The 19854-nt window shown below is 73.6% G+C and carries 18 protein-coding genes; 8 read left to right on the plus strand and 10 right to left on the minus strand.

Annotation, left to right across the window (positions count from 1 at the left end; translation table 11 throughout):
* Nucleotides 1-78: 78 nt before the first annotated feature.
* Nucleotides 79-579 (minus strand): hypothetical protein, encoded by a 501-nt coding sequence (locus ACZ5D2_RS24495; RefSeq protein WP_468931962.1) that lies wholly within the window; start codon nt 577-579, stop codon nt 79-81.
* 353 nt (nt 580-932) lie between these two features.
* Here ACZ5D2_RS24495 and ACZ5D2_RS24500 point away from each other — a divergent pair, with 353 nt between their 5' ends.
* A complete protein-coding gene (locus ACZ5D2_RS24500; protein WP_285529027.1) occupies nt 933-1598 on the plus strand; it encodes a class F sortase in 666 nt (221 codons plus the stop codon).
* A 111-nt stretch (nt 1599-1709) separates the two neighbouring features.
* On the opposite strand, the gene ACZ5D2_RS24505 is transcribed toward ACZ5D2_RS24500, so the two are convergent.
* Together ACZ5D2_RS24505 and lysX are read right to left on the minus strand one after the other, a co-directional pair.
* Nucleotides 1710-2594: a polysaccharide deacetylase family protein gene (locus tag ACZ5D2_RS24505; protein ID WP_468931964.1), complete on the minus strand. Its 885-nt coding sequence runs from the start codon at nt 2592-2594 to the stop codon at nt 1710-1712.
* A 91-nt stretch (nt 2595-2685) separates the two neighbouring features.
* Complete coding sequence (gene lysX, locus ACZ5D2_RS24510) at nt 2686-5988, minus strand: bifunctional lysylphosphatidylglycerol synthetase/lysine--tRNA ligase LysX (protein WP_468931965.1); 3303 nt, start codon at nt 5986-5988, stop codon at nt 2686-2688.
* A 60-nt stretch (nt 5989-6048) separates the two neighbouring features.
* On the opposite strand from lysX, the gene ACZ5D2_RS24515 reads away from it, so the two are divergent.
* On the plus strand, nt 6049-6510 hold the full coding sequence (locus tag ACZ5D2_RS24515; RefSeq protein ID WP_371675547.1) for a universal stress protein: 462 nt from the start codon (nt 6049-6051) through the stop codon (nt 6508-6510).
* A 105-nt stretch (nt 6511-6615) separates the two neighbouring features.
* Here ACZ5D2_RS24515 and ACZ5D2_RS24520 read toward each other — a convergent pair whose 3' ends face one another.
* Entirely contained in the window at nt 6616-7821 is a 1206-nt protein-coding gene (locus ACZ5D2_RS24520; RefSeq protein WP_371675548.1) for a CapA family protein, read from the minus strand.
* Between the two features lie 267 nt (nt 7822-8088).
* Between ACZ5D2_RS24520 and ACZ5D2_RS24525 the strand changes: the two genes are divergently transcribed.
* Both ACZ5D2_RS24525 and ACZ5D2_RS24530 read left to right on the plus strand, forming a co-directional pair.
* A complete protein-coding gene (locus ACZ5D2_RS24525) occupies nt 8089-8622 on the plus strand; it encodes a sigma-70 family RNA polymerase sigma factor (protein WP_371675549.1) in 534 nt (177 codons plus the stop codon).
* 257 nt (nt 8623-8879) lie between these two features.
* Nucleotides 8880-9344 carry a hypothetical protein gene (locus tag ACZ5D2_RS24530; RefSeq protein ID WP_371681098.1) on the plus strand — a complete coding sequence of 155 codons (465 nt, stop codon included), beginning with the start codon at nt 8880-8882 and terminating at the stop codon, nt 9342-9344.
* Nucleotides 9345-9426: 82 nt separating this feature from the next.
* Here the strand turns inward: ACZ5D2_RS24530 and ACZ5D2_RS24535 are convergent, their stop codons facing one another.
* The 4 genes from ACZ5D2_RS24535 to ACZ5D2_RS24550 form a co-directional block, all read right to left on the minus strand.
* The gene (locus ACZ5D2_RS24535; protein WP_371675550.1) at nt 9427-9840 is read right to left on the minus strand and encodes a hypothetical protein; all 414 of its coding nucleotides are present in this window, start codon (nt 9838-9840) and stop codon (nt 9427-9429) included.
* A 27-nt stretch (nt 9841-9867) separates the two neighbouring features.
* Nucleotides 9868-10728, minus strand: coding sequence for an Fpg/Nei family DNA glycosylase (locus tag ACZ5D2_RS24540; RefSeq protein ID WP_371675551.1), 861 nt, complete (start codon nt 10726-10728; stop codon nt 9868-9870).
* Nucleotides 10729-10810: 82 nt separating this feature from the next.
* Entirely contained in the window at nt 10811-12871 is a 2061-nt protein-coding gene (locus ACZ5D2_RS24545) for a SpoIIE family protein phosphatase (RefSeq protein WP_371681099.1), read from the minus strand.
* 7 nt (nt 12872-12878) lie between these two features.
* Nucleotides 12879-14582, minus strand: a complete 1704-nt coding sequence (locus ACZ5D2_RS24550; protein ID WP_468931971.1) for a DUF6777 domain-containing protein — start codon at nt 14580-14582, stop codon at nt 12879-12881.
* A gap of 152 nt (nt 14583-14734) precedes the next feature.
* Here ACZ5D2_RS24550 and ACZ5D2_RS24555 point away from each other — a divergent pair, with 152 nt between their 5' ends.
* The 3 genes from ACZ5D2_RS24555 to ACZ5D2_RS24565 are packed head-to-tail and all read left to right on the plus strand — an operon-like array spanning nt 14735 to nt 17656.
* Nucleotides 14735-15640, plus strand: a complete 906-nt coding sequence (locus ACZ5D2_RS24555; RefSeq protein WP_371675553.1) for a YndJ family protein — start codon at nt 14735-14737, stop codon at nt 15638-15640.
* A gap of 25 nt (nt 15641-15665) precedes the next feature.
* On the plus strand, nt 15666-16205 hold the full coding sequence (locus ACZ5D2_RS24560; protein WP_468931974.1) for a DUF1990 family protein: 540 nt from the start codon (nt 15666-15668) through the stop codon (nt 16203-16205).
* Nucleotides 16206-16216: 11 nt separating this feature from the next.
* Nucleotides 16217-17656: a lipase maturation factor family protein gene (locus ACZ5D2_RS24565; protein ID WP_371675555.1), complete on the plus strand. Its 1440-nt coding sequence runs from the start codon at nt 16217-16219 to the stop codon at nt 17654-17656.
* Here ACZ5D2_RS24565 and ACZ5D2_RS24570 read toward each other — a convergent pair.
* Complete coding sequence (locus ACZ5D2_RS24570; RefSeq protein ID WP_371675556.1) at nt 17642-18625, minus strand: NAD-dependent epimerase/dehydratase family protein; 984 nt, start codon at nt 18623-18625, stop codon at nt 17642-17644. The genes ACZ5D2_RS24565 and ACZ5D2_RS24570 overlap by 15 nt on opposite strands.
* A gap of 174 nt (nt 18626-18799) precedes the next feature.
* A complete protein-coding gene (locus tag ACZ5D2_RS24575; protein WP_167456775.1) occupies nt 18800-18970 on the minus strand; it encodes a hypothetical protein in 171 nt (56 codons plus the stop codon).
* Between the two features lie 332 nt (nt 18971-19302).
* Between ACZ5D2_RS24575 and ACZ5D2_RS24580 the strand changes: the two genes are divergently transcribed.
* The gene (locus ACZ5D2_RS24580; RefSeq protein ID WP_371681100.1) at nt 19303-19692 is read left to right on the plus strand and encodes a hypothetical protein; all 390 of its coding nucleotides are present in this window, start codon (nt 19303-19305) and stop codon (nt 19690-19692) included.
* The last annotated feature ends 162 nt before the right edge of the window (nt 19693-19854 follow it).

The raw sequence follows: 19854 nt of genomic DNA on the forward strand, positions 1-19854 counted from the left end.
GACCGGCGGTCGACCGGCCAGGCGCACGTACCGGCCAGGCGCACGTACCGGTCCGGCGGACGTCAGGGCCGGCGGACGTCAGGCCCGCGAGCCGACCGGCCGGCGGCGCCGGATCACGTGCACGCCCGCGCCGAGCGCCGCGACCCCGACGAGACCCGCGCCGATGGCCGTCTCGGCGGTGGACGGGCCGAAGGAGCCGCCGATGCCGCCCTGCGCTCCGTTGCCCTCAAGGATCGTGAAGCGGTGCGTGGCGACCAGGCTGTTGTCGTGGCACTTGACCGAGAGGGTGTGGTGTCCGGGCGAGGCGTGGTTGAAGATCCGGACGGTGGCGAAGCCGATGGAGCCGGCCGACAGGTTGGTCTGCGGAAAGTTGCCGTGCGACCAGACCGTACCGCCGTGGCCACAGCCGGCCGCGCTGACCTGCATCGAGGCGCCCTGGTGTACGGAGTACGGGTTGACCGTCACGTTGCTGGGCCCGTTCCCGCTACCCTGCGGGGAGTTCGCGCTGGCGAACGTGGCACTGAGCCCGATCGCGGCACAGGCGGCCGCGGTCACGGTGAGAGCGCGGAAAGCACGCATGGTGGAACCTCCAACGGGAAGCGCCCCGGGAGCGGTGGCCCGGGCAGATCGACGAGAACGCCTCCCATCACGAACCCTCGGGGCGGCACGCAACCAGCGCATTTCCGCCTTTGGGCCGCCCGGTTGAGCGACACGCCGAAGCGCGGTCCGATCATCTGACGGATCCGCAGGTCACGAGCCGTCAGGCATTTATGTGACGATTACCTGGATGGGCGCACCCCTTACGGCCGCACCACCCGTTCGCCCCTCCCCGATCGCCGTCTCGCCGACGTGGCCTTAGCGTGCGGGAAGAAGGGCGTACCGGGGAGGGACTGGAACGCGGGTCGGGACCCCCGCGTCGGGAAGGGAGAGCCATGACCGAGGACGAGAGCGAGCAGAGACCGAGAAGGCGCTCCCCCTGGGGCGTACTCGCGCTGGTCATGCTCAGCGGCCTCGCCATGATGCGGAACGGCGCGAACGTCGAGGACGGACCGCCGCAGCCGACGGCGGCGGCGGCCGTCGCCGTGCACGCCGACCAGCTGCCGGCGCGTCCGCCGGCACCGCCGTCGGACATGGAGGTGCTGGAGCACTCGTCGGTGCAGCGCATCCGGATTCCGACGATCAACGTGGACGCGCCGGTGATGACGGTCGGCCTGGACGCGCAGGGCTGGATCGACGCTCCGCCGCCGCAGGACCGCAACCTGGCGGGCTGGTACCTCAACGGCATCTCGCCGGGCCAGCAGGGCTCCGCCGTGATCGTGGGCCACGTGGACAACGCGCAGGGCCCGGCGGTCTTCTACGGCCTGGGCTCGCTCAAGCCGGGCCACCGCATCGAGGTGGAGCGCTACGACGGCCGCACGGCCGTGTTCGAGGTGTACGGGGTCGAGGTGTTCGCCAAGGACGCCTTCCCCGGAGCCCGCGTGTACGGGGACACCGGGCACCCGGAGCTCCGGGTGATCACCTGTGGTGGCGGCTACTCGAAGGCCAAGGGCTACGACGGCAACGTGGTCGTCTTCGCCCGCATGGTCGAGGCCCGCTGAGGAATCGTTCCTCCGCCCCCTCCGCCCCCTCCGCCCCCTCCCCCGGTCCGCCTCCCGGCGGACCGGGACAGCGGACCGGGGCGGCGGGGGACGCCGCGCCGGCGCGGCCGTTCAGCGGGGCGGCAACATCGGCAGCGTCATGCGGTAGCCCCGGGCGAGGAGTTGGGGCAGGTACGTCGCGACGGCCTGGACGCTCTGCGAGCGATTGCCGCCGGCGTCGTGGTTGAGCACGATCGCCCCGGGCGCGGCTCCGTCCAGCGCGCGGGAGACGATGGCACCGGTACCGGGTTCCTTCCAGTCGAGGGTGTCCACGGTCCAGGCCATGGGCTCCATCCCCAGGTCGGCACCGATCTCGAAGGCGGCCCGGTTCCAGGCCCCGTACGGCGCCCGGAACCATACCGGAGCCTCCCCCACGCAGCTCTGGACCACCTCGCTCGTGCGCCCGATCTCCGACTCCAGGGCGCCGCGGCCCAGCGAGGGGATCAGCGGGTGCGTCCAGGTGTGGTTGCCGATGACGTGCCCCTCGGAGGCCATCCGGCGCAGCAGGTCGCGGTTGTCGGTGGCCATCTCCCCGCACACGAAGAACATCGCGCGGACCCCGTGGCGGGAGAGGGTGTCGAGGATGGCCGGGGTGTAGCGGGGGTCCGGGCCGTCGTCGAAGGTGAGCACCATCGCCCTGCCGGACCGCTCCTCCACGGGCAGTTCCAGGATGGGCCGGGTCCGGACGGCCGGCTTCGCCGCCGGCGGCCGGACGGGGGATTCGGCGGTCATCGGCCGCAGGCGGTAGGACTTCTCGGGGAGGCCCGCGCCCAGTCCGCGCGGGCCGGCCGCGCCGGCCGCGCCCGGTCCGGCGGCCGGGGCGGGACCGGCGGGTGACCGCGGCGCCGGGGTGTCGGTCTCGCCGCCGGTGAGCATCGCCGAGGCGGCGGCGACTCCGAGGAAGACGGCGGTACGCAGGAGCACGCGTCGCCCTACTGTCGGCTCGTCATTTTTCATTATTACTACGTATCAACGACATCGCCGAAGAAGTCGAGAGGCGCGGACGCGCCCCGCCCCCCTCACCCGCCCGGACCAGCCACCCCGCCGGTCAGCTCCGGCGCACCAGGGGGAACGGCAGCGTCTCCCGGATCGTCAGGCCCGTGAGGAACATGACCAGCCGGTCGACGCCGATGCCCAGGCCGCCGGTCGGCGGCATCGCGTACTCCAGTGCGTCGAGGAAGTCGTTGTCGAGTTCCATCGCCTCCGGGTCGCCCCCCGCCGCGAGCAGGGACTGGGCGGTCAGGCGGCGGCGCTGCTCGACGGGGTCGGTCAGTTCCGAGTAGGCGGTGCCCAGTTCGGTGCCGAAGGCCACCAGGTCCCAGCGTTCCGCCAGCCGCGGGTCCTTGCGGTGCTGGCGGGTGAGGGGGGAGACGTCGGTCGGGAAGTCCTTGTAGAACGTGGGGAGTTTCGTGCGTTCCTCCACGAGCCGCTCGTACATCTCCAGGACCACGTCGCCCCGGGTGTCCTCCGGTCCGTGCGGGACGCCGGCGCGGTCGCACAGCCTGCGCAGGACCGGCTCCCCGGTGTCGGCGTCGACCTCTTCTCCGAGGGCTTCGCTGATCGCCCCGTACATCGTCTTGACCGGCCAGGTGCCGGAGATGTCGTGGACGACGAGCTTGCCGTCCGCGTCGGCCTTGTGGGCGACGGGCGAGCCGAAGGCGGCCGTGGCGGCGCCCTGGATGAGCTCGCGGGTGAGGTCGAGCATCACGTCGTAGTCGGCGAAGGCCTGGTAGGCCTCCAGCATCGTGAACTCGGGGTTGTGCTTGTAGGAGACCCCTTCGTTGCGGAAGGTGCGACCCATTTCGAAGACCTTCTCCATGCCGCCGACGCACAGCCGCTTGAGGTACAGCTCGGGCGCGATGCGCAGGTACAGGTCCAGGTCGTAGGCGTTGATGTGGGTGCGGAAGGGCCGGGCGTTGGCCCCGCCGTGGATCTGCTGGAGCATCGGGGTCTCGACCTCCAGGTAGCCCCGGTCGAGCAGCCCCTGGCGCAGGGCCTGCACGGCGCTGGAGCGGGCTCGCACCACGTCCCGCGCGCCGGGGCTGGCCACCAGGTCGAGGTAGCGCCGACGGACCCGGGCCTCCGGGTCCGCCAGGCCCTTGCGCTTGTCGGGGAGCGGGCGCAGGCACTTGCCGGTGAGCTGCCAGGAGCCGACCACCACGGACAGTTCGCCGCCGCGGCTGGATCCGACCTCGCCGCTCGCGACCACGTGGTCGCCGAAGTCGGCCTGGGAGGTGAAGGACTCCAGGACGTCGGGCCCGCTCTCGTCCCGGGTGAACATCAGCTGGGTGTCGCCGGTCCAGTCGCGCAGTACGGCGAAGACCACCCCGCCGAGGTCGCGCACCACCATCACCCGTCCGGCCAGGGTCACCTGTTCGCCGGTGCGGCTGCCGGGCGGGTAGCCGGGGTGGGCGGACTTGAGCGCGGCGACGGTGTGCGTCCGCTGGCGGATGCCGACCGGGTACGGGTCGGTGCCCGCGGCCCGGATCCGTTCGAGCTTGGCGTGCCGGACGCGCACCTGGTCGGGCAGCCGGTCCTCGCGCGCCCCTTCCCCCTCCTCCCCCACGAGGTCCAGGCCCAGGGAGTCGATGGAGGGCAGCCCGGCGGTGTTGGCAGGAGCGGTGAGGCCCCTGGGGTGGCCGTTGCCCCACAGGGTGCGCAGGCTCGGTACGGAGACGAAGCCCTCGGCGATGCCGGAGGCGAGGCTGACCCGGGCGAGCGAGCCGGCGTCCTGGTAGCAGAGGAAGCGGGGGAACCACTCGGGCCCGTACTTCACGTTGGAGCGGTACAGGGCCTCCAGCTGCCACCAGCGGGAGAAGAAGAGCAGCAGCTTGCGCCACATCTTCAGGACGGGGCCGGCGCCGATCCGGCCGCCCTCCTCGAAGGCGGAGCGGAAGACGGCGAAGTTGAGCGAGATCCGGCGCACGCCCAGGCCCGGGGCGGCGGCGCACAGCTCGGCGACCATGAACTCCATGACCCCGTTGGGGGCGGCGCGGTCGCGGCGCATCAGGTCGAGGGAGATGCCGTCCTTGCCCCAGGGGACGAAGGACAGCAGGGCGATCAGCTCCCCCTCTGAGTCGAAGGCCTCCACGAGCAGGCAGTCGCCGTCGGCACGGTCGCCGAGCCGGTCCAGGGCCATGGAGAAGCCGCGTTCGGTCTCGGTGTCGCGCCAGGTGTCGGCCCGGTCGACGATGATCTGCATCTCGTCCTCGGAGAGGGCCGAGTGGCGGCGGATGAGGGTGGTGGCGCCGGTGCGCCGGACCCGGTTGACGGCCTGCCGGGTGACCCGCATGTCCCGGCCGTCGAGGTCGAAGTGGGCGACGTGCAGGATCGCCTCGTCACCGAGCTGGAGGGCGCTGAGCCCGGAGCGGGCGTACGCGGTCGCGCCGTCCTCGGAGGCGCCCATGACGGCGGGCTGCCAGCCGTAGCGGCGGGCCACGGCCAGCCAGGCGTCGATGGCGGGGGTCCAGGCGGCGGGATCGCCGACCGGGTCGCCGCTGGCGAGGCAGACACCGGCCTCGACGCGGTAGGTGACGGCGGCCTTCCCGTTCGGGGCGAAGACGACGGCCTTGTCGCGCCGGGTGGCGAAGTAGCCGAGGGAGTCGGCCCGCCCGTACGCGCCGAGCAGGGCGCGGATGCGCGGCTCCTCGTCCCCGTGCAGGGCCGCCGTCAGCCGCTGGGAGCGGAAGAGGGTGGCGGCGGCGTTCAGCAGGGCGAGGGCGCCGAAGAGGCCGAGCAGGAAGTACAGCGGGCGGGGCGGGTGCCCGTCGAACTGCCGGGCGGAGAAGAGGCCGCCGAAGACCTGCTTGGCGGCCCAGTCCAGCCACTGCCCCTTGGGCAGGGTGCCGGGGAAGAGGGCGACCAGGCCCCAGCCGAGGAGCACGGCGGCGAGCATCCCGAGGCCCAGCACCAGCATGGCCCGCCAGACGGCGCCGGGGCGGGAGGCGGCGTAGAACTCCTTGCGGGAGGCGATCAGGATCACGAAGGCCGCGACCGCGAGGGCCATCGAGGGGCCGCCGACCCACAGGTCCCCGTCCGCGATGATCAGTACGTCGACGAGGACCAGCAGGGCCAGATAGGTGACGACGATCCACCAGGCGATCTTCTTGCGCATGCCGAGGGCTGCGGCCAGGAGGAAGAGGAAGACGGCGTACGCGAGGTTCGCGCTGACCGGCACCACGAAGTCGTCGAGGAAGTCGACCACGGCCCGTAGCAGCCTGCGCAGGGTCGGGGAGAGCGCCAGCAGCGCGCAGAGCAGCCCGAGCGTTCCGAAGAACGCCCCGAAGGCGTCCGGGACCCGGTTCAGGAAGCGGTTGCGGGTCCCCCGCGTCTCCTCCAGCGTGGCACTCATGCTTGGCACTGTAGGGAGGGGCGCGCCGGTCCGCGCGCCGAACCCCATAGTCTCGGGAGGGTGACGGAGCATGTGAACACGGGTTTCGAGCGCGGTACGGACGGCCCGAAGGTGATCCTCGCCGGGATCGACGGATCGGAGTCCTCGCTCCGGGCCGCGGCCTACGCGGCGGGGCTGGCCCGGCGGCAGAACGCGCTGCTGGCGCTGGTCTACGTCCAGCCGGTGATGGCCGCCGGAGCCTCGCTCGGGGTGCCGGTGGGAGAGACGACCGGGGAGATCGCGGAGGGCATCATCGCCGAGGTCCGCGCCTCCGCGGAGCGCCTCAAGGGGATCTTCGAGGTCCGCTGGCAGTTCCACACCTTCCGCGGCGACCCGTACCAGGGGCTCATGGGCGCCGCCGAGGAACTGAAGGCGGACGCGGTGGTGGTCGGCGCGTCGGAACGGGCCGGCCACCGCATCGTCGGCTCGGTGGCGGTACGGCTGGTCAAGGCGGGACGGTGGCCGGTGACGGTGGTGCCGTGAGGCGTCGGTGATGCCGTGAGGCGTCGGCGCGCCGGTGGTGCGGGCGGTACGGCGGGCGCGGGCGGCCGGCGCGGGCCGGCGCGTCAGCGGGCGCGGGCCGGCGCGTCAGCGGGCGCGCGTGAGGCCGTCCTTGGCCGCGCCCCGGCTCAGGACGGCCTCGGTGACGGCCTCCTGCGCGGTCTCGTACTCGTTCTGTCCGGGTTCCTCGGCGAGGGCGGCCGGGAGGTTGACGATCCGCCCGCTGGAGAGGTCCATCATCTGCGGGATGAACTCGGCCTTGGTGACCTGCCAGCGCCCACCGGGCGCGGCGGGCGGGGCGAAGGTGAAACGGCCGATGGAGCCGTAGTTGCCGCGCATGTCGCGGGCGCCGGAGTGGTTGAACATCTCCCCGGCGACCTGGTCGCCCATCCCGTAGACGATCCAGGTGCCGCCGACCTTCTCGTAGGCCTGCGGGATGTGGGCGTGCGTGCCCAGGATCATGTCCACGTCGGGGCGGCCGCCGGTCCGCGAGGCGGTCAGGGTCTTGCCGAGCGAGAGCTGCGTCTCGTCCGGTTCGGTCTGCCATTCCGTGCCCCAGTGCAGGCTGACCAGCACCACGTCCGCGCCCGCCTGCCGGGCGAGCCGGGCATCGGCGATGATCTTGTCGGGTTCCATCAGGCCGACCGCCCACGGCTGCCCGTCGGGCATCGGGTAGCCGTTGGTGTCGTACGTGTACGCGAGGTGCGCGACCTTGGCCGAGCCCGCGGTGTAGAAGGTGGTCCGGGCCGCCTCCGCCGCCGTGCGCGCGGAGCCCGCGTGGCCGAGGCCGACCTTGTCGAAGCGGTCCAGGGTGCGCTTCAGCCCGTCGGCGCCGTCGTCGAGGGTGTGGTTCGAGGCGGTGGAGCAGCCGTCGTAGCCCGCGTCCTTGAGCGCGTCGGCCACCGCGGGCGGGGAGACGAAGGCGGGGTAGCCGCTGAAGGGTCCGCCGTCCTCGCCGTAGATGGTCTCCATGTGGCACAGGGCCAGGTCGGCCGCCGAGACCACCGGTTTGACGCCGGAGAACATGGGCCGGAAGTCGTACCCGTCGCCTCCCGCGTCGGCCGCCGCACGCTGGATGATCGAGGTGTGCGGCAGCACGTCGCCGCTCGCGACCAGGGTGAAGCCCTTGGCACCGCCGGGCGCGGTGGGCCCGGTGCTGCCCTTCGGGGCTCCGGCGGGCCGGGAGCCGAGGTGCGCGGGGGCCGGTTCCCTGCCGGTGGAGCAGCCTGCCGCCGCAGCGGAGAGGAGGAGGGCCGACAGCAGGGCCGCGGCCTGCCGGGTGCGTTGGGTCATCTATCCCAGCCTTCACTTGTAGGACTGTCGGATAATCCGAAATCCTGAAGAGAAGACTGCTCAAGTCAAGGAGCGGCACCGTCCGCCGGCGCTTTCCCACCCCTACGGCCCAGGGCCGTTCGCCGTGCCGTTCGACCGTTCGTCGCCCGCCACGGCCGCCCACCGGACGACCCGGGTGCTTGGGCGCAACGGCGTCACCGGACGGTTCCCGGGGGGCTCCGCGCAGGTGAGGGTGAGGACAACCCAGCGGACCGGAAGGAGCCACTCGTGCCGCCCACCCCCACTCTCCAGCGCACGGAACCCGAGGCGCTCGCCGAACTCCAGCGCGAACACGGGCGGGCCCTGTTCGGTTTCCTGCTCGGCCTGACGGCAGGCGACCCACAGCGCGCCGAGGACCTCGTCCAGGAGACCCTCGTACGGGTCTGGCAGCACCCGGAAGTGCTCCACACCGGGCACGAGTCCATGCGGCCCTGGCTGTTCACCGTCGCGCGCCGGCTCGCGATCGACGCGCGCCGGGCCCGGCTGAGCCGGCCGCAGGAGGTGGACCCCGACGGGCTGGAGCAGGCGCCCGCGCCCGAGGACGCGGTGGCGGGCTCGGTCACCGCGATCGATGTCCGGCGGGCGGTCGGCAGCCTGGGACAGGAGCACCGGGACGTGCTGCTGCAGGTCTACTTCCGGGACCGCTCGGTGGCGGAGGCGGCGGCGGAGCTCGGCATTCCGGCCGGAACGGTCAAATCTCGCACGTACTACGCCCTGCGCGCCCTGCGCAAGGGGCTCCAGGGGTACGGACTGGGCGCCTGAGCCGGGGAGCTCGGGACACCGGAACGCTCGGGGACCGCTGGAGAAACACTCAGGGAACGCCCGCCGGGCACACGAACCGGACACGGACCGCATCGATATCGGCACCAGTCCGTTCAAGTTGAGTAAACATCCCCCGCTCCGCGAGTCCGCCGGTGAAGGCTCGGGGGTGACGACGGGACGCTCACAGCGCGGGAGAAGGTGGAACGGTGCAGCCCGAGGGTTTGAACGGCACCAGTGACGGCGGACTGGCAGTGCCCATGGCGTGGCTCTACGCGGAGTACATCGCCGACGAACTGCTGCGCACGGGACGCCTGATCCCGGTGAGCACACTGGAGTTCCGTGCCGGACGGGACACGCTCGCGCTGACGATCTACCTCTCGGACGCGGCCGGTGAGCTCTCGGGGATCCGGGTGGTCTCGCAGCTGGAGGAGTGGCTCTCGCTGACGGCGTACGGGCACCCGTGGCGCGACTGGGTCCACACCCGGTTCCTCGCGCTCGGCGAGGAGGCCCGGGAGCGCGGCCGCGGCGACGACCCCGACCTGGAACTGGCGCGGGCGGCGTGGCGCTGGCTGGACCACACCGAGCTGTTCGCCACGAACATCGACCCCGGCCGCCTCGGACACCCCGACACCTCGGCGGGCCTGGACGAGAACGCCCGCGTCTGGACCCCGGCCTGGCAGCTGGGCCTGCCCTTGGGCCACCTCGCGATGCACCTGTTCTGAGCCCGCTCCCCAGACCCCGGGGCCGGCCCGCGTCGGACACCGGTCCGCCGGTGCCGGCGGCGGGTGCGACGAGCGGAACCGCTCAGGGCGCGGTCCGCCGGCCGGCCGTGGACGGGGGTTCCGCCGGGTCGGTGACCAGGCCGGTGAAGGCGGCCTCGTTGCGCTCCGCCCGGGCCACGTACCAGCGGGCGATCAGCCACATCACCGGGTACGCCACCAGGCCGAGCGCGACCCAGACCACCGGGCCCGCGACCGTCCGGGGCAGCAGGAAGCCGAGCGGCAGCAGACCGAGGAGCAGGGCCAGCAGGGTCAGGGCCACCAGCCCGGCGCGGAGCTGGCTGCGCATCAGGGCCCGTACGTAGGTGGCGCCCAGGGTGGTCTGCTCGGAGATCTCCGAGCGCGCCGGGGTGTGCGCGGGAGGCCTGCGGCGCGTGCCCCGGGGAACCCCCGTGACGATCTCCCGCCGGGGCTGCGGCCGCTGCTGGTCCTGAGCCATGGTGCCGGAGTCTACGCAGCGAACGGGCTATTTGAGGAGACGCGAGAGCCTGCGGTCGGCGAGCGGCTTGCCTCCGGTCTGGCAGGTGGGGCAGTACTGGAGCGAGGAGTCGGCGAAGGACACCGAGCGGATGGTGTCCCCGCACACCGGGCACGGCTCCCCCGCCCGGCCGTGGACCCGCAGACCGCTCTTCTTCTCGGCCTTGAGCTGCCCGGCGGCCACGCCGTGCGCCCGCTCGACGGCCGTGCGGAGCGTGTCCCCGACCGCCCGGTAGAGGTGGGTGACCTGGTCCTCGTCGAAGGAGGAGGCCAGTTTGAAGGGGGAGACGCGGGCCGCGTGCAGGATCTCGTCGCTGTAGGCGTTGCCGATGCCCGCGATGACGCTCTGGTCACGGAGCACGCCCTTGATCTGCCGGCGCTCCCCCGCCAGGAGCGCGGCGAAGGCGTCCCGGTCGAAGCCCTCGGCGAGCGGGTCGGGGCCGAGCCGGGCGATGCCCGGGACCTCGCGGGGGTCGCGCACGACGTACGCGGCGAGGCGCTTTTGGGTGCCCGCCTCGGTGAGGTCGAAGCCGCCGCCCTCCTCCAGTTCGACACGGAGCGCGAGCGGCCCCTTGCCGGGACCGGGCGGCCGGGCCGGCAGGGTGTCGTGCCAGCGCAGCCAGCCTGCCCTGGCCAGGTGGGTGACCAGGTGGAGGTCGCCGATGCCGAGGGCGAGGAACTTGCCGTACCGGGCGACGGGGCCGGCCCGCCGGCCTTCGAGGGCGCTGAGCGGGGGATCGTAGGTCTTGAGCACGCTGACGGCGAGCGGGAGGACGCGTCGCACCACCCGCCCGGCGAGGCGTTCGTCGAGGAAGCCCCGCAGGGCCTCGACCTCCGGCAGCTCGGGCATCCTCCCAGCCTGCCCCCGCCCGCGGCGGAGCGCGAACCGATGGACCGGCGCCGGGCCGGGCCGGCCGGCCGGCCGGCCGGGGTCAGTCCACCACGAACTCGCACCAGACGCACTTGCCGCTGCCGCGCGGCTCCACTCCCCAGACGTCCGCCAGCCGGTCGACCAGCATCAGGCCCCGCCCCGAGACTCCCGAGTGCCCGGCCTCGCGGCGGCGCGGGAGGGCGCTGGAGCGGTCCTCCACCTCCACCCGCAGCCGCCGCTGGGTGCCGGCCAGGACGCGCAGGGTCACGATCGCGGGGCCGTCCGTGTGCATCAGGGCGTTCACGATCAGTTCGTCGGCGACCAGTTCGATCTCGTCGGCCCGGCCCCGCGCGCCCCACGCCCGCACGGCGGCGCCGATCATGTGCCGGGCGGCGACGAGCGCCTCGGGGTCCCCGGGGGCCACGTGCTGCTGGAGCCGGCCGCCGCCCTGCGGGACGTCCTCGCCCCGGCGGCGGAGCAGGATCAGGGCCATGTCGTCGTCGCCCCGGTCGTCGACGACCTCGCACAGCCGGTCGGCGAGCAGTTGGAGGTCGCCCGGTCCGCCGCGCACCAGGTCGGTGAGGAAGCGGATGCCGTCGTCCAGGTCCGCGCCGGGCTGCTCCACCAGACCGTCGGTGCACATCAGGAGCGTTTCTCCCGGATCCAGTTCCACCGTGGTGACCGGGTACTCCAGGCGGCCGAACTCGGCGGACAGCCCGAGCGGCAGCCCGCCCTCCACCGGCAGTCGGCGGCAGTCGCCGTCCCGGGTGCGCAGCAGCGGGTCGATGTGGCCGGCGCGCACGATCTGCAGGACCCCGGTGGTCAGGTCGGCCTCCGCGTAGGTGCAGGTGGCGAAGCGGTCGGTGTCGAGTTCGTGCAGGAAGACCGAGGCGCGGGCCATCACGGTGGCCGGGGAGTGCCCTTCGGCGGCGTAGGCGCGCAGCACGATGCGCAGTTGTCCCATCACGGCCGCCGCGTGGGTGTCGTGTCCCTGGACGTCGCCGATGACGGCGCCGACGCGGCCTCCCGGCAGCGGGATGACGTCGTACCAGTCCCCGCCGATGTCCTGGCCCATCCGGGCGGACCGGTAGCGGACGGCGATCTGCGCTCCGGGGACGGAGGGGATCCGGCGGGGCAGCATCGCCTGCTGGAGGCCTTCGGCGAGGTCGTGCTCCTGTTCGAGCAGCATCGCGCGCTGGAGGCTCTGGGCGATGCTGCTGCCGAGCGCGACCAGCAGGTTGCGTTCGTCCTGGGTGAAGCCGTCCTTGTCCTGGTACAGGAGGCCGATCGCGCCGATGGGCCGGGCCTGGGCGATGAGCGGCAGGTAGGCGGCGGCCGAGATGTCCATCGAGGAGATCCGCGACCAGAGGCCCGGGTAGCCCTCGGCGAACTCGTCCGCCGAGTCGAGGAAGCGCGGCTGGAGCGAGCGCACGACCTCGCTCATCGGGTACTGCTCGTCGATGCGCGTGTAGCGCGTGCCGGGGACGAAACTCCCGGGCGGGCCTTCGGCCACCAGGTGGATCCGGCCCGCCTCGACGAGCCCCATGACCATGCCCATCGAGCCGAGCCGTTCCAGGCCGTGGGCGTCCCCGAGGGCGTCGATGACGTCCTTGACGGTGCGGGCGTGGGCGAGGGCGGCGGTGGTGCTCTCGACCACGGAGGTCTGGCGGCGGCGTTCGTCGTCGAGACCGAGGCGCTCGGCCGAGTGGCTGAGCTCCTCGGTCGCGTCGCGGACGATGCCGATGATCCGGTACGGGCGGCCGTCGACGTCGCGCATGACGCGCCCCTGGGTGTGGGTCCAGCGGAGCCGGCCGTCGTGGCAGCGGATGCGGAAGTAGGCGCCGTAGCTGTCGAGCCCGCTCTTGAGGGCACTGGAGACGAGGGCGTCCAGCCGGGCGCTCTCGGCGGGCGGGACGCGGGGGCCCAGTGACTCGGGCCGCCCGTCGTACGCGTCGGAGGTCGTGTCGAAGACGTCGAGGGCGGCCGAGTCCAGGTGCATGAGCCCGGTGACCAGGTCCCAGTCGAAACTGCCCATCCGGTTCAGTGAGAGCGACCGGTCCGGCTGTGCGGGCCAGTCCTCCGGTGGAGATGTGGTGCTCGACACCGGTCCACCATGACACAGGGGCCGGTCAGGCGCTCTCCAGATTGATGGCGGAGTCGGTGGGCGCCTGCTGCTGGTCCGGGAATCCGAAGGGGGCGGCCGGATCGGTGGGCACGGCCGGGTCGTGCGTCGGCACGTCGTCCGGGGGGAGGGGCGCCCCCGGGTCGGCGGGGGGCCGGACGGGCTGCGAGGGCAGGTCCTGGAACGGGTCCGGCGGGAGGGCTCCTTCGGCGGGCCGGTCGGCGGGTACGTCGGCGGGGGGCTTCTGCGGGGTGGCGGGCGCGTTCGGGGCGCTGTCGGCGGCCCGGCCGGGGACGCACGGGGGCGCGGAGGGGGCGGCGGGGTCGGCCGGGTCCCCGGGGGCGGCGGGCATTCCCGGGGGGCCGGCGGGCGGGCCGAGGGGCGGGGCCGTCTCGTCGAGGGGTCCGGCGGGCAGGTCCAGGAGCGGCGCCGTCTCGTCCAGCGGCGGGGCCGTCTCGTTCAAGGGAGGCGCCGTCTCGTTCAGGGGCGGGGCCGTCTCGTTCAAGGGAGGCGCCGTCTCGTTCAGGGGCGGGGCCGTCTCGTTCAGGGGCCCGGACGACGGGCCGAGGAGGGGCGCCGGGGCGTTCACGGGCCCGGCCGGCAGGTCCAGCGGGGGCGCCGTCTCGGCCAGCGGGGGCGCGGTCTCGTCGAGGTGCCCGGCGAGCGGGCCGGTGGGGGCGGCCGGCTCCCCGGGAGGGCCGGCGGGCGGACCGCCCGGGAGGTCGGACGTGGTCCCGGAGGGCGGCGGCCCGGAAGGGGTGCCGGGCGGGGGCGCGGACGGCGGGGTGGACGGGGCTTTCGGCGGGGTGGTCCGGGCCAGGCTGTTCGGGTCCGGGCCGGCGCAGGGGTCTGAGGGATCCGGCGGGGTCGCGGGTCCGTTCGGGATGCCCTCGGCCGGATCGTAGGGGGGCAGGACCCGGGGGACCTTGTCCTGGGCGCCGTCGTCGCCCGTCTTGCGTTCGATCCAGGTGTTGTCGGCGATGTTCACGATCACCAGGCTGTTGATCGCCTGGGCCGTCGGCTCGATGACGATGACCTGGTTGGGCTGGTAGCCGTTCCACTGGTCGCCCTTGAGCACCGGGCTCCCCTTCGCCCCGAGCGGTGCGGCCAGCGGGTTCCCGCAGGCGCAGCGGACGCGCGGCATGCCGTGGGCGTCGACGAGGACGGCCGTGCCGGCCTGGAGGACGGCCTGGTAGCCGTCGGCACGGCCGTCTCGGAAGGCGTGGTTGGTGATCCGGGTGTCCGCGCGCAGGACCACCGGGGTGAGTCCGCGCAGGAACTCGGGGATCTTCTCCCGTTCGACGCCGGCGACCTCGGCGAAGGCGCGGGACTTGGCGTCGTCCGAGGTCAGGAGGGTGACCTGGCGTTCGACATCGCAGCTGCCGAGCCGGTTCGTCCCGCCGTACAGGCCGGGGGTGGCGGCGCCGACCGTACGGATGCCCCGGCCGCTCGCGTTGGGCAGCGGCGGCTGGACGGGCGCCGACTCGGCGGTGGCCGACGAAGGGGTGAAGGGGTCGGGGCCGGGGGCGCCGACGGGCTGGAGGGCGAGCTCCATCCGGTCGGCGGCGGCGCCCTTGGTCTGTTCGGGGGCCGAACCCGAGCAGCCGGCGGCGAGGAGGCCGACGACCGCCAAGAGGGCCGCGCAGGCCGGTACGTGACGGCGCGGCGCCTGACGGTGTGTCGGTGCGGGCACGTCATTCGCGTCGTTCACGCTGCTCTCCCTTTTCGCCCCGGTTGCTCCTCTCTTGTCTGCCGCATCTCCCCCGACACCGCAACCGGAGCGCCCGTCAGATCGTATTGAACATGTTCAACGAAAAGCGTAGGGTCACGACCGTGAGTTGAACGCGTTCAAAGGAGCGGACCTTGACCGTCCTCGTGAACCTGATCGTCGCCCTGGGGATGGGCTGCGCCGTCCCCCTGGGCCTGCGCCTGATCGACCCGGTCCGGTTGCGCCGCGCGGCCCGGCTGTGGCCCCTCGCGGCCGTGCCGGGGGCGCTGTGCCCCTGGCTCCCGCGCGGCCCGGCGGCCACGGCCCTCGCCGCGCTCTACGCGGCGGCCGCCCTGGCCCTCGCCTGCTCGGCCGGGGCCCGGCTGCGGCAGGTGCTCGCCCGGACCCCGCCCGGGGGCCGGCGACTGCCGGACCCGGCCGAGGCGGCCGTGCTCACCGCCCTGGTGTCGCCCTCGGTCGCCGCGACCGCCCTGGTCGCCGAGCGGGCCGGCTACCGGCTCTTCGGCTTCGACCTGGACGTCCTGGCGCTGACCGTCCCGCACTTCCACTTCGCCGGGTTCACCGCCGCCCTGGTCGCCGGTCTGGTGTGCCGCTCGTCGGGCACGCGGCGCGGGGCGCGCTGGGCCGCGTACAGCGTCCCGGCGGGGACCCTGCTGGTCCTGCTCGGCTACTTCGTCGACGACTGGGCCGAACTGCTGGGCGCGGTGGTGCTGACCACGGGGATGTGGGCGGTGGCCCTGGTGACCTGGCGGGACCTGCGGCCCGCCGCGCGGGACCGGACCACCGCGACGCTGCTGGCCGTGTCGGCGGCGGTCCTCGTGGCCACGATGCTGCTCGCCCTGTGGTGGGCGGCGGGCGAGGCCACCGGGATCGTCCACCCCACCCTGACCTGGATGGCCGCCACGCACGGGCTGGGCAACGCACTCGGTTTCGCCCTGTGCTCCCTGCTGGCGTGGCGCCGCCTGACCCCGGCGGCCCCCGTGTCCCCCACGGCCCCCGCGCCCGTAGCCCTCGCGGCGGCGCCCGCACCCCGCCCCTGATGTCCGATCGAACGGAGAACACGCCATGACCCGCCTCATCAGCGCCGGCCGGGACACCGTCAACTACCCCGACCGGGGTGCGACGGCCCGCCGGCCCCTGCCCGCCGGATACAACCACCTGCACCACCGCACCCGGATCGGCCGGGGCCGGGCCGCCTTCGAAGCCGCCGGGACCGCGGTCACGACCTTCCACGCCCACCGGGCCTCGGGCCTCAGCGTCCGTACACCCGGAGGCGGCGGCGCCGTGCGGCCCGGTCTGCGCGCGGAGGTGGGGATCGGCCTGGGACCGCTGCGGATCACCGCCCCCTGCCAGGTGGTCTGGACCGCGTACGAGCCCACCCGCACCGGCTTCGCGTACGGAACCCTGCCCGGGCACCCCGAATGCGGGGAGGAGTCCTTCCTGGTGGAGATCGACGCCGACGGCGCCGTGTGGTTCACGGTCACCGCCTTCAGCCGCCCGGACCGCTGGTACACCCGGCTCGCGGGTCCCGTGGTCCCCCTCCTCCAGCACGGCTACGCGCGGTGGCTGGCCCGCCACCTGCGCGCCCTGGCCGCCGGCGCCTGATACTGGAGGGGATGGACTGGTTCACGGCGCCCGGATACTGGCTGGGCCGGCTGGTCTTCCAGCGGGCCCTGGCGGGCGTCTACGTCTTCGCGTTCGTCGGGGCCGCCCTGCAGTTCCGGGCCCTGATCGGGGCGCGCGGCATGCTGCCCGTCCCGGACTACCTGCGGTACATGCCCTTCCGCCACGCCCCGAGCCTGTTCCAACTGCGCTACTCCGACGGACTCTTCGCCGGCTGCGCGTGGGCCGGGGCGGCCCTCGCGGCGGCGCTGGCCGCGGGCGCGGGCGACCTCGTGCCGCTGGGCGCGGCCATGGGGATGTGGACGGTGCTGTGGCTGCTCTACCTGTCGATCGTGAACGTGGGGCAGACCTGGTACTCCTTCGGCTGGGAGTCCCTGCTGCTGGAGGTCGGGTTCCTGGCCGTCTTCCTCGGCAACTCCCGGACCGGGCCGCCCGTGCTGGTGCTGTGGCTGCTGCGGTGGGTGCTGTTCCGGGTGGAGTTCGGCGCCGGGCTGATCAAGATGCGCGGCGACGCCTGCTGGCGCAGGCTCACCTGTCTCTACCACCATCACGAGACGCAGCCGATGCCCGGTCCGCTCAGCTGGTTCTTCCACCGTCTGCCGCGCCCCGTCCACCGGGTGGAGTGCGCGGCGAACCACGTGACCCAACTGATCGTCCCGGTCCTGCTGTTCACGCCACAGCCGGTGGCCTCGTACGCGGCGTGCGTCATGGTGGCCACCCAGCTGTGGCTGGTGCTGTCGGGCAACTTCGCCTGGCTGAACTGGCTGACGATCACGCTCGCGCTTCCGGCCGTCGACTTCACCGCGCTCGCCGGTACCCCGCCCGCCGCCGCGTCGGGCGCGGCACCGGTCTGGTTCGTCGTCCTCGTCTGCGCGGTGACGGCGCTGGTCCTGGTGCTCAGCCGGCATCCGGTGGCCAACATGATCTCGCCGCGCCAGGTGATGAACCGGTCCTTCGACCCGCTCCACCTGGTCAACACCTACGGGGCGTTCGGCACGGTCGGGCGGATCCGCGACGAGGTCGTGGTCGAGGGGACCGCCGACGCGGTGCCCCGCGAGGACGGCGCCTGGCGGGAGTACGGCTTCAAGGGCAAGCCGGGCGATCCGCTGCGGATGCCGCGCCAGTTCGCCCCGTACCACCTGCGGCTGGACTGGCTGATGTGGTTCGCGGCCCTCTCCCCCGGCTATGCCCGGGACTGGTTCGGGCCGTTCGTCGAGCGGCTGCTGGCGGGCGACCGGGACACGCTGCGGCTGATCCGCCACAACCCCTTCCCGGACGCCCCGCCGCGGTTCGTGCGGGCCCGGCTCTACCGGTACCGGTTCACCACCTGGCGGGAGCTCCGCGAGACGGGCGCCTGGTGGCACCGCACGCCGCTGCGCGAGTACCTGCCGCCGACCCGGCTCGCCGGAGCCCGCGCCTCAGAGCCCGAGTAGGTCCGCCTCCCGCTCGGCGGAGATGCCCGGCGCGGGCCGGTCGGAGCGCTGGGGGGCGACGCCGCCGAGGGAGCGGAGCCAGGCCCAGGTGTCGGCGGCCGTCTCCTCGACGGGGCGGCACTTCAGGCCTGTTTCCAGGGCCCGGGTGGCGTCGCCGCCGAACATGTGGGCATGACCCTCGCCCTCCGGGATCCAGACGGGCAGTTCGGTCCAGGGCTGGATCCCCGCCGCCTCGATCACGGCCTGGTCGGTCCAGCGCGGCTCCAGGGGTACACCGGCGGCGGCGGCGCAGGCCTCCAGGAGGCTGCCCATCGTGGCGTGGCCCAGCGGGGAGATCAGGTCGTAGGCGCCGCCGTGGCCGGCCTCCGCCGCGTCCAGGGTCCAGTGCGCGAGGTCGCGCACGTCGATGTACTGGAGCGGGAGCCCGGGGCGTCCGGGGGCCAGGAGGGGGCCGCCGCGCGCGACCCGGTTCAGCCACCAGGGCAGTCGGCCGACGTTCTCGTACGGACCGAGGATCAGCCCGGCGCGCACGAGCAGCGCGCGCTCCCCGAAGGCGTCGACGGCGGCGATCTCGGCGCCCCTCTTGTCCTCGGCGTAGGCGACGGAGTCCGCGTCGGGCGATCCCTCGACCAGCGGGGCGTCCTCACCGGGGCCCGCGGTCGGGGGGTAGGCGTAGACCGAACGGGTGGAGACGTACACGTACCGGCCGACCCGGCCGGCCAGCAGGCGGGCACTGTCGCGGACCGCGGTGGGGGCGCCGCCCCAGGTGTCGACGACGAGGTCCCACTCCCCCTCGGCGAGGGAGTCCAGGCCGCCGGGGAGCGTACGGTCCCCGTGGACGGCGGAGGTTCCCGGCGGGGGCGCGTGGTGCCCCCGGTGGAAGACGGTCACCTCCCAGCCCCGCTCCAGGGCGTCTTCGGTGATCGCGCGCCCGACGAATTCGGTCCCACCCAGCATCAGTAGCTTCATGGGTCCGACCTTGCCGGGGCGGATCCGCCGGGGGAAGTCATGATCGCCCATAGCGATGACGCTCACGGCGTAGGCCGGACGGGAACCCCGCGCGGACGGCGGGAACGCGGATCCGCCCCGCGACGTGGCGCGCCCCCGTCACCCTCGGGTGCGGGGGCGCGTCGGGCTCCGGCCCTAGTCGATGCCGGGCAGGATGTGCGGTTCCGCCAGGTCGTCCTCGTAGCCGGCGAGCCGGATGGGTGCGGAGCGGGCCCAGACCTCGAGGCTGCCGAGTTCGTCGGACCGCGTGCTCGCCCTCCAGCCCGTGCGCTCCATGGTCGGGTCGGTCTTGGTCATCTCAGTCACCGCGCACTCCCTTGTGTCGCGTAACCCGGCGGGCTCGTCCGCGCGCCGGAATAGGGATATAGAAGGTCTTCCGGACGCGGTGGCGCCATGGTGGAGCGGGGCCCGGGTGAGGCTCCTTGCGCTTCAGGGTACACATATGAGCGGGGGTCCGCTCGATGGAACGGTAAAATCCGCGCTGGACCGCTTGTTTTCTCCCCGAGTTCAGGAAGTCGCCCACCGGCGTGTCCGCCGGGACTGATCTGCTCGGGTGCGGAGGCACGCGAGCGGAGACGACAGAGGGAGTCACGGTGGCGAGGTCAGGAGTACCCGCGTTCGGCAGTGTCGACGAGCTGATGGACCTTCTGCACGCCCATCACGAGGCCCCGGACGCTTCCGACCGCGACCTCGGACTACAGACTGCGGCGCTTCTGCGCCGCTCGCATCCGTTCGACAAGGAACTCCAAGTGGCCGGCCTGCTCCACGGCCTGGGGCGGCTGCTGCCCCCGGAAGGCGGCCCGGGGGCGCCCGCGGACCCGGACGGGCGCACTGCGGAGGCGGTCCGTCCGCTGCTGGGCGACCGAGTGGCCCGGCTCCTGCGCCCGCCCGCCCCGGGCGCCGAGCCGGAGGCGGAGACACTGCGCCAGGCGGCCCGTGCGGGCCGGGCGGCGGGGCTGGAGGCCGGGGTGATGGAGGACTGGCGCCCGGTGCTGGAACTCGTCGCGGCCGGGGCCTATCAACTCTGAGGCGCGATGCGCCCGAACGGGTGAGGAGGGGGGGGGGGGGACGGGGAGCCCCCCCCCCCCCCCCCCCCCCCCCCCCGAAAGCGGTGGGGGTTCTACCAATTTGCGGGGGCGTAATCCTTCCAGAAAAACCCCCCAAAGTTCTCGCCAGTCCCTCCCCCAACG

The organism is Streptomyces sp. NPDC031479 (assembly GCF_055581065.1).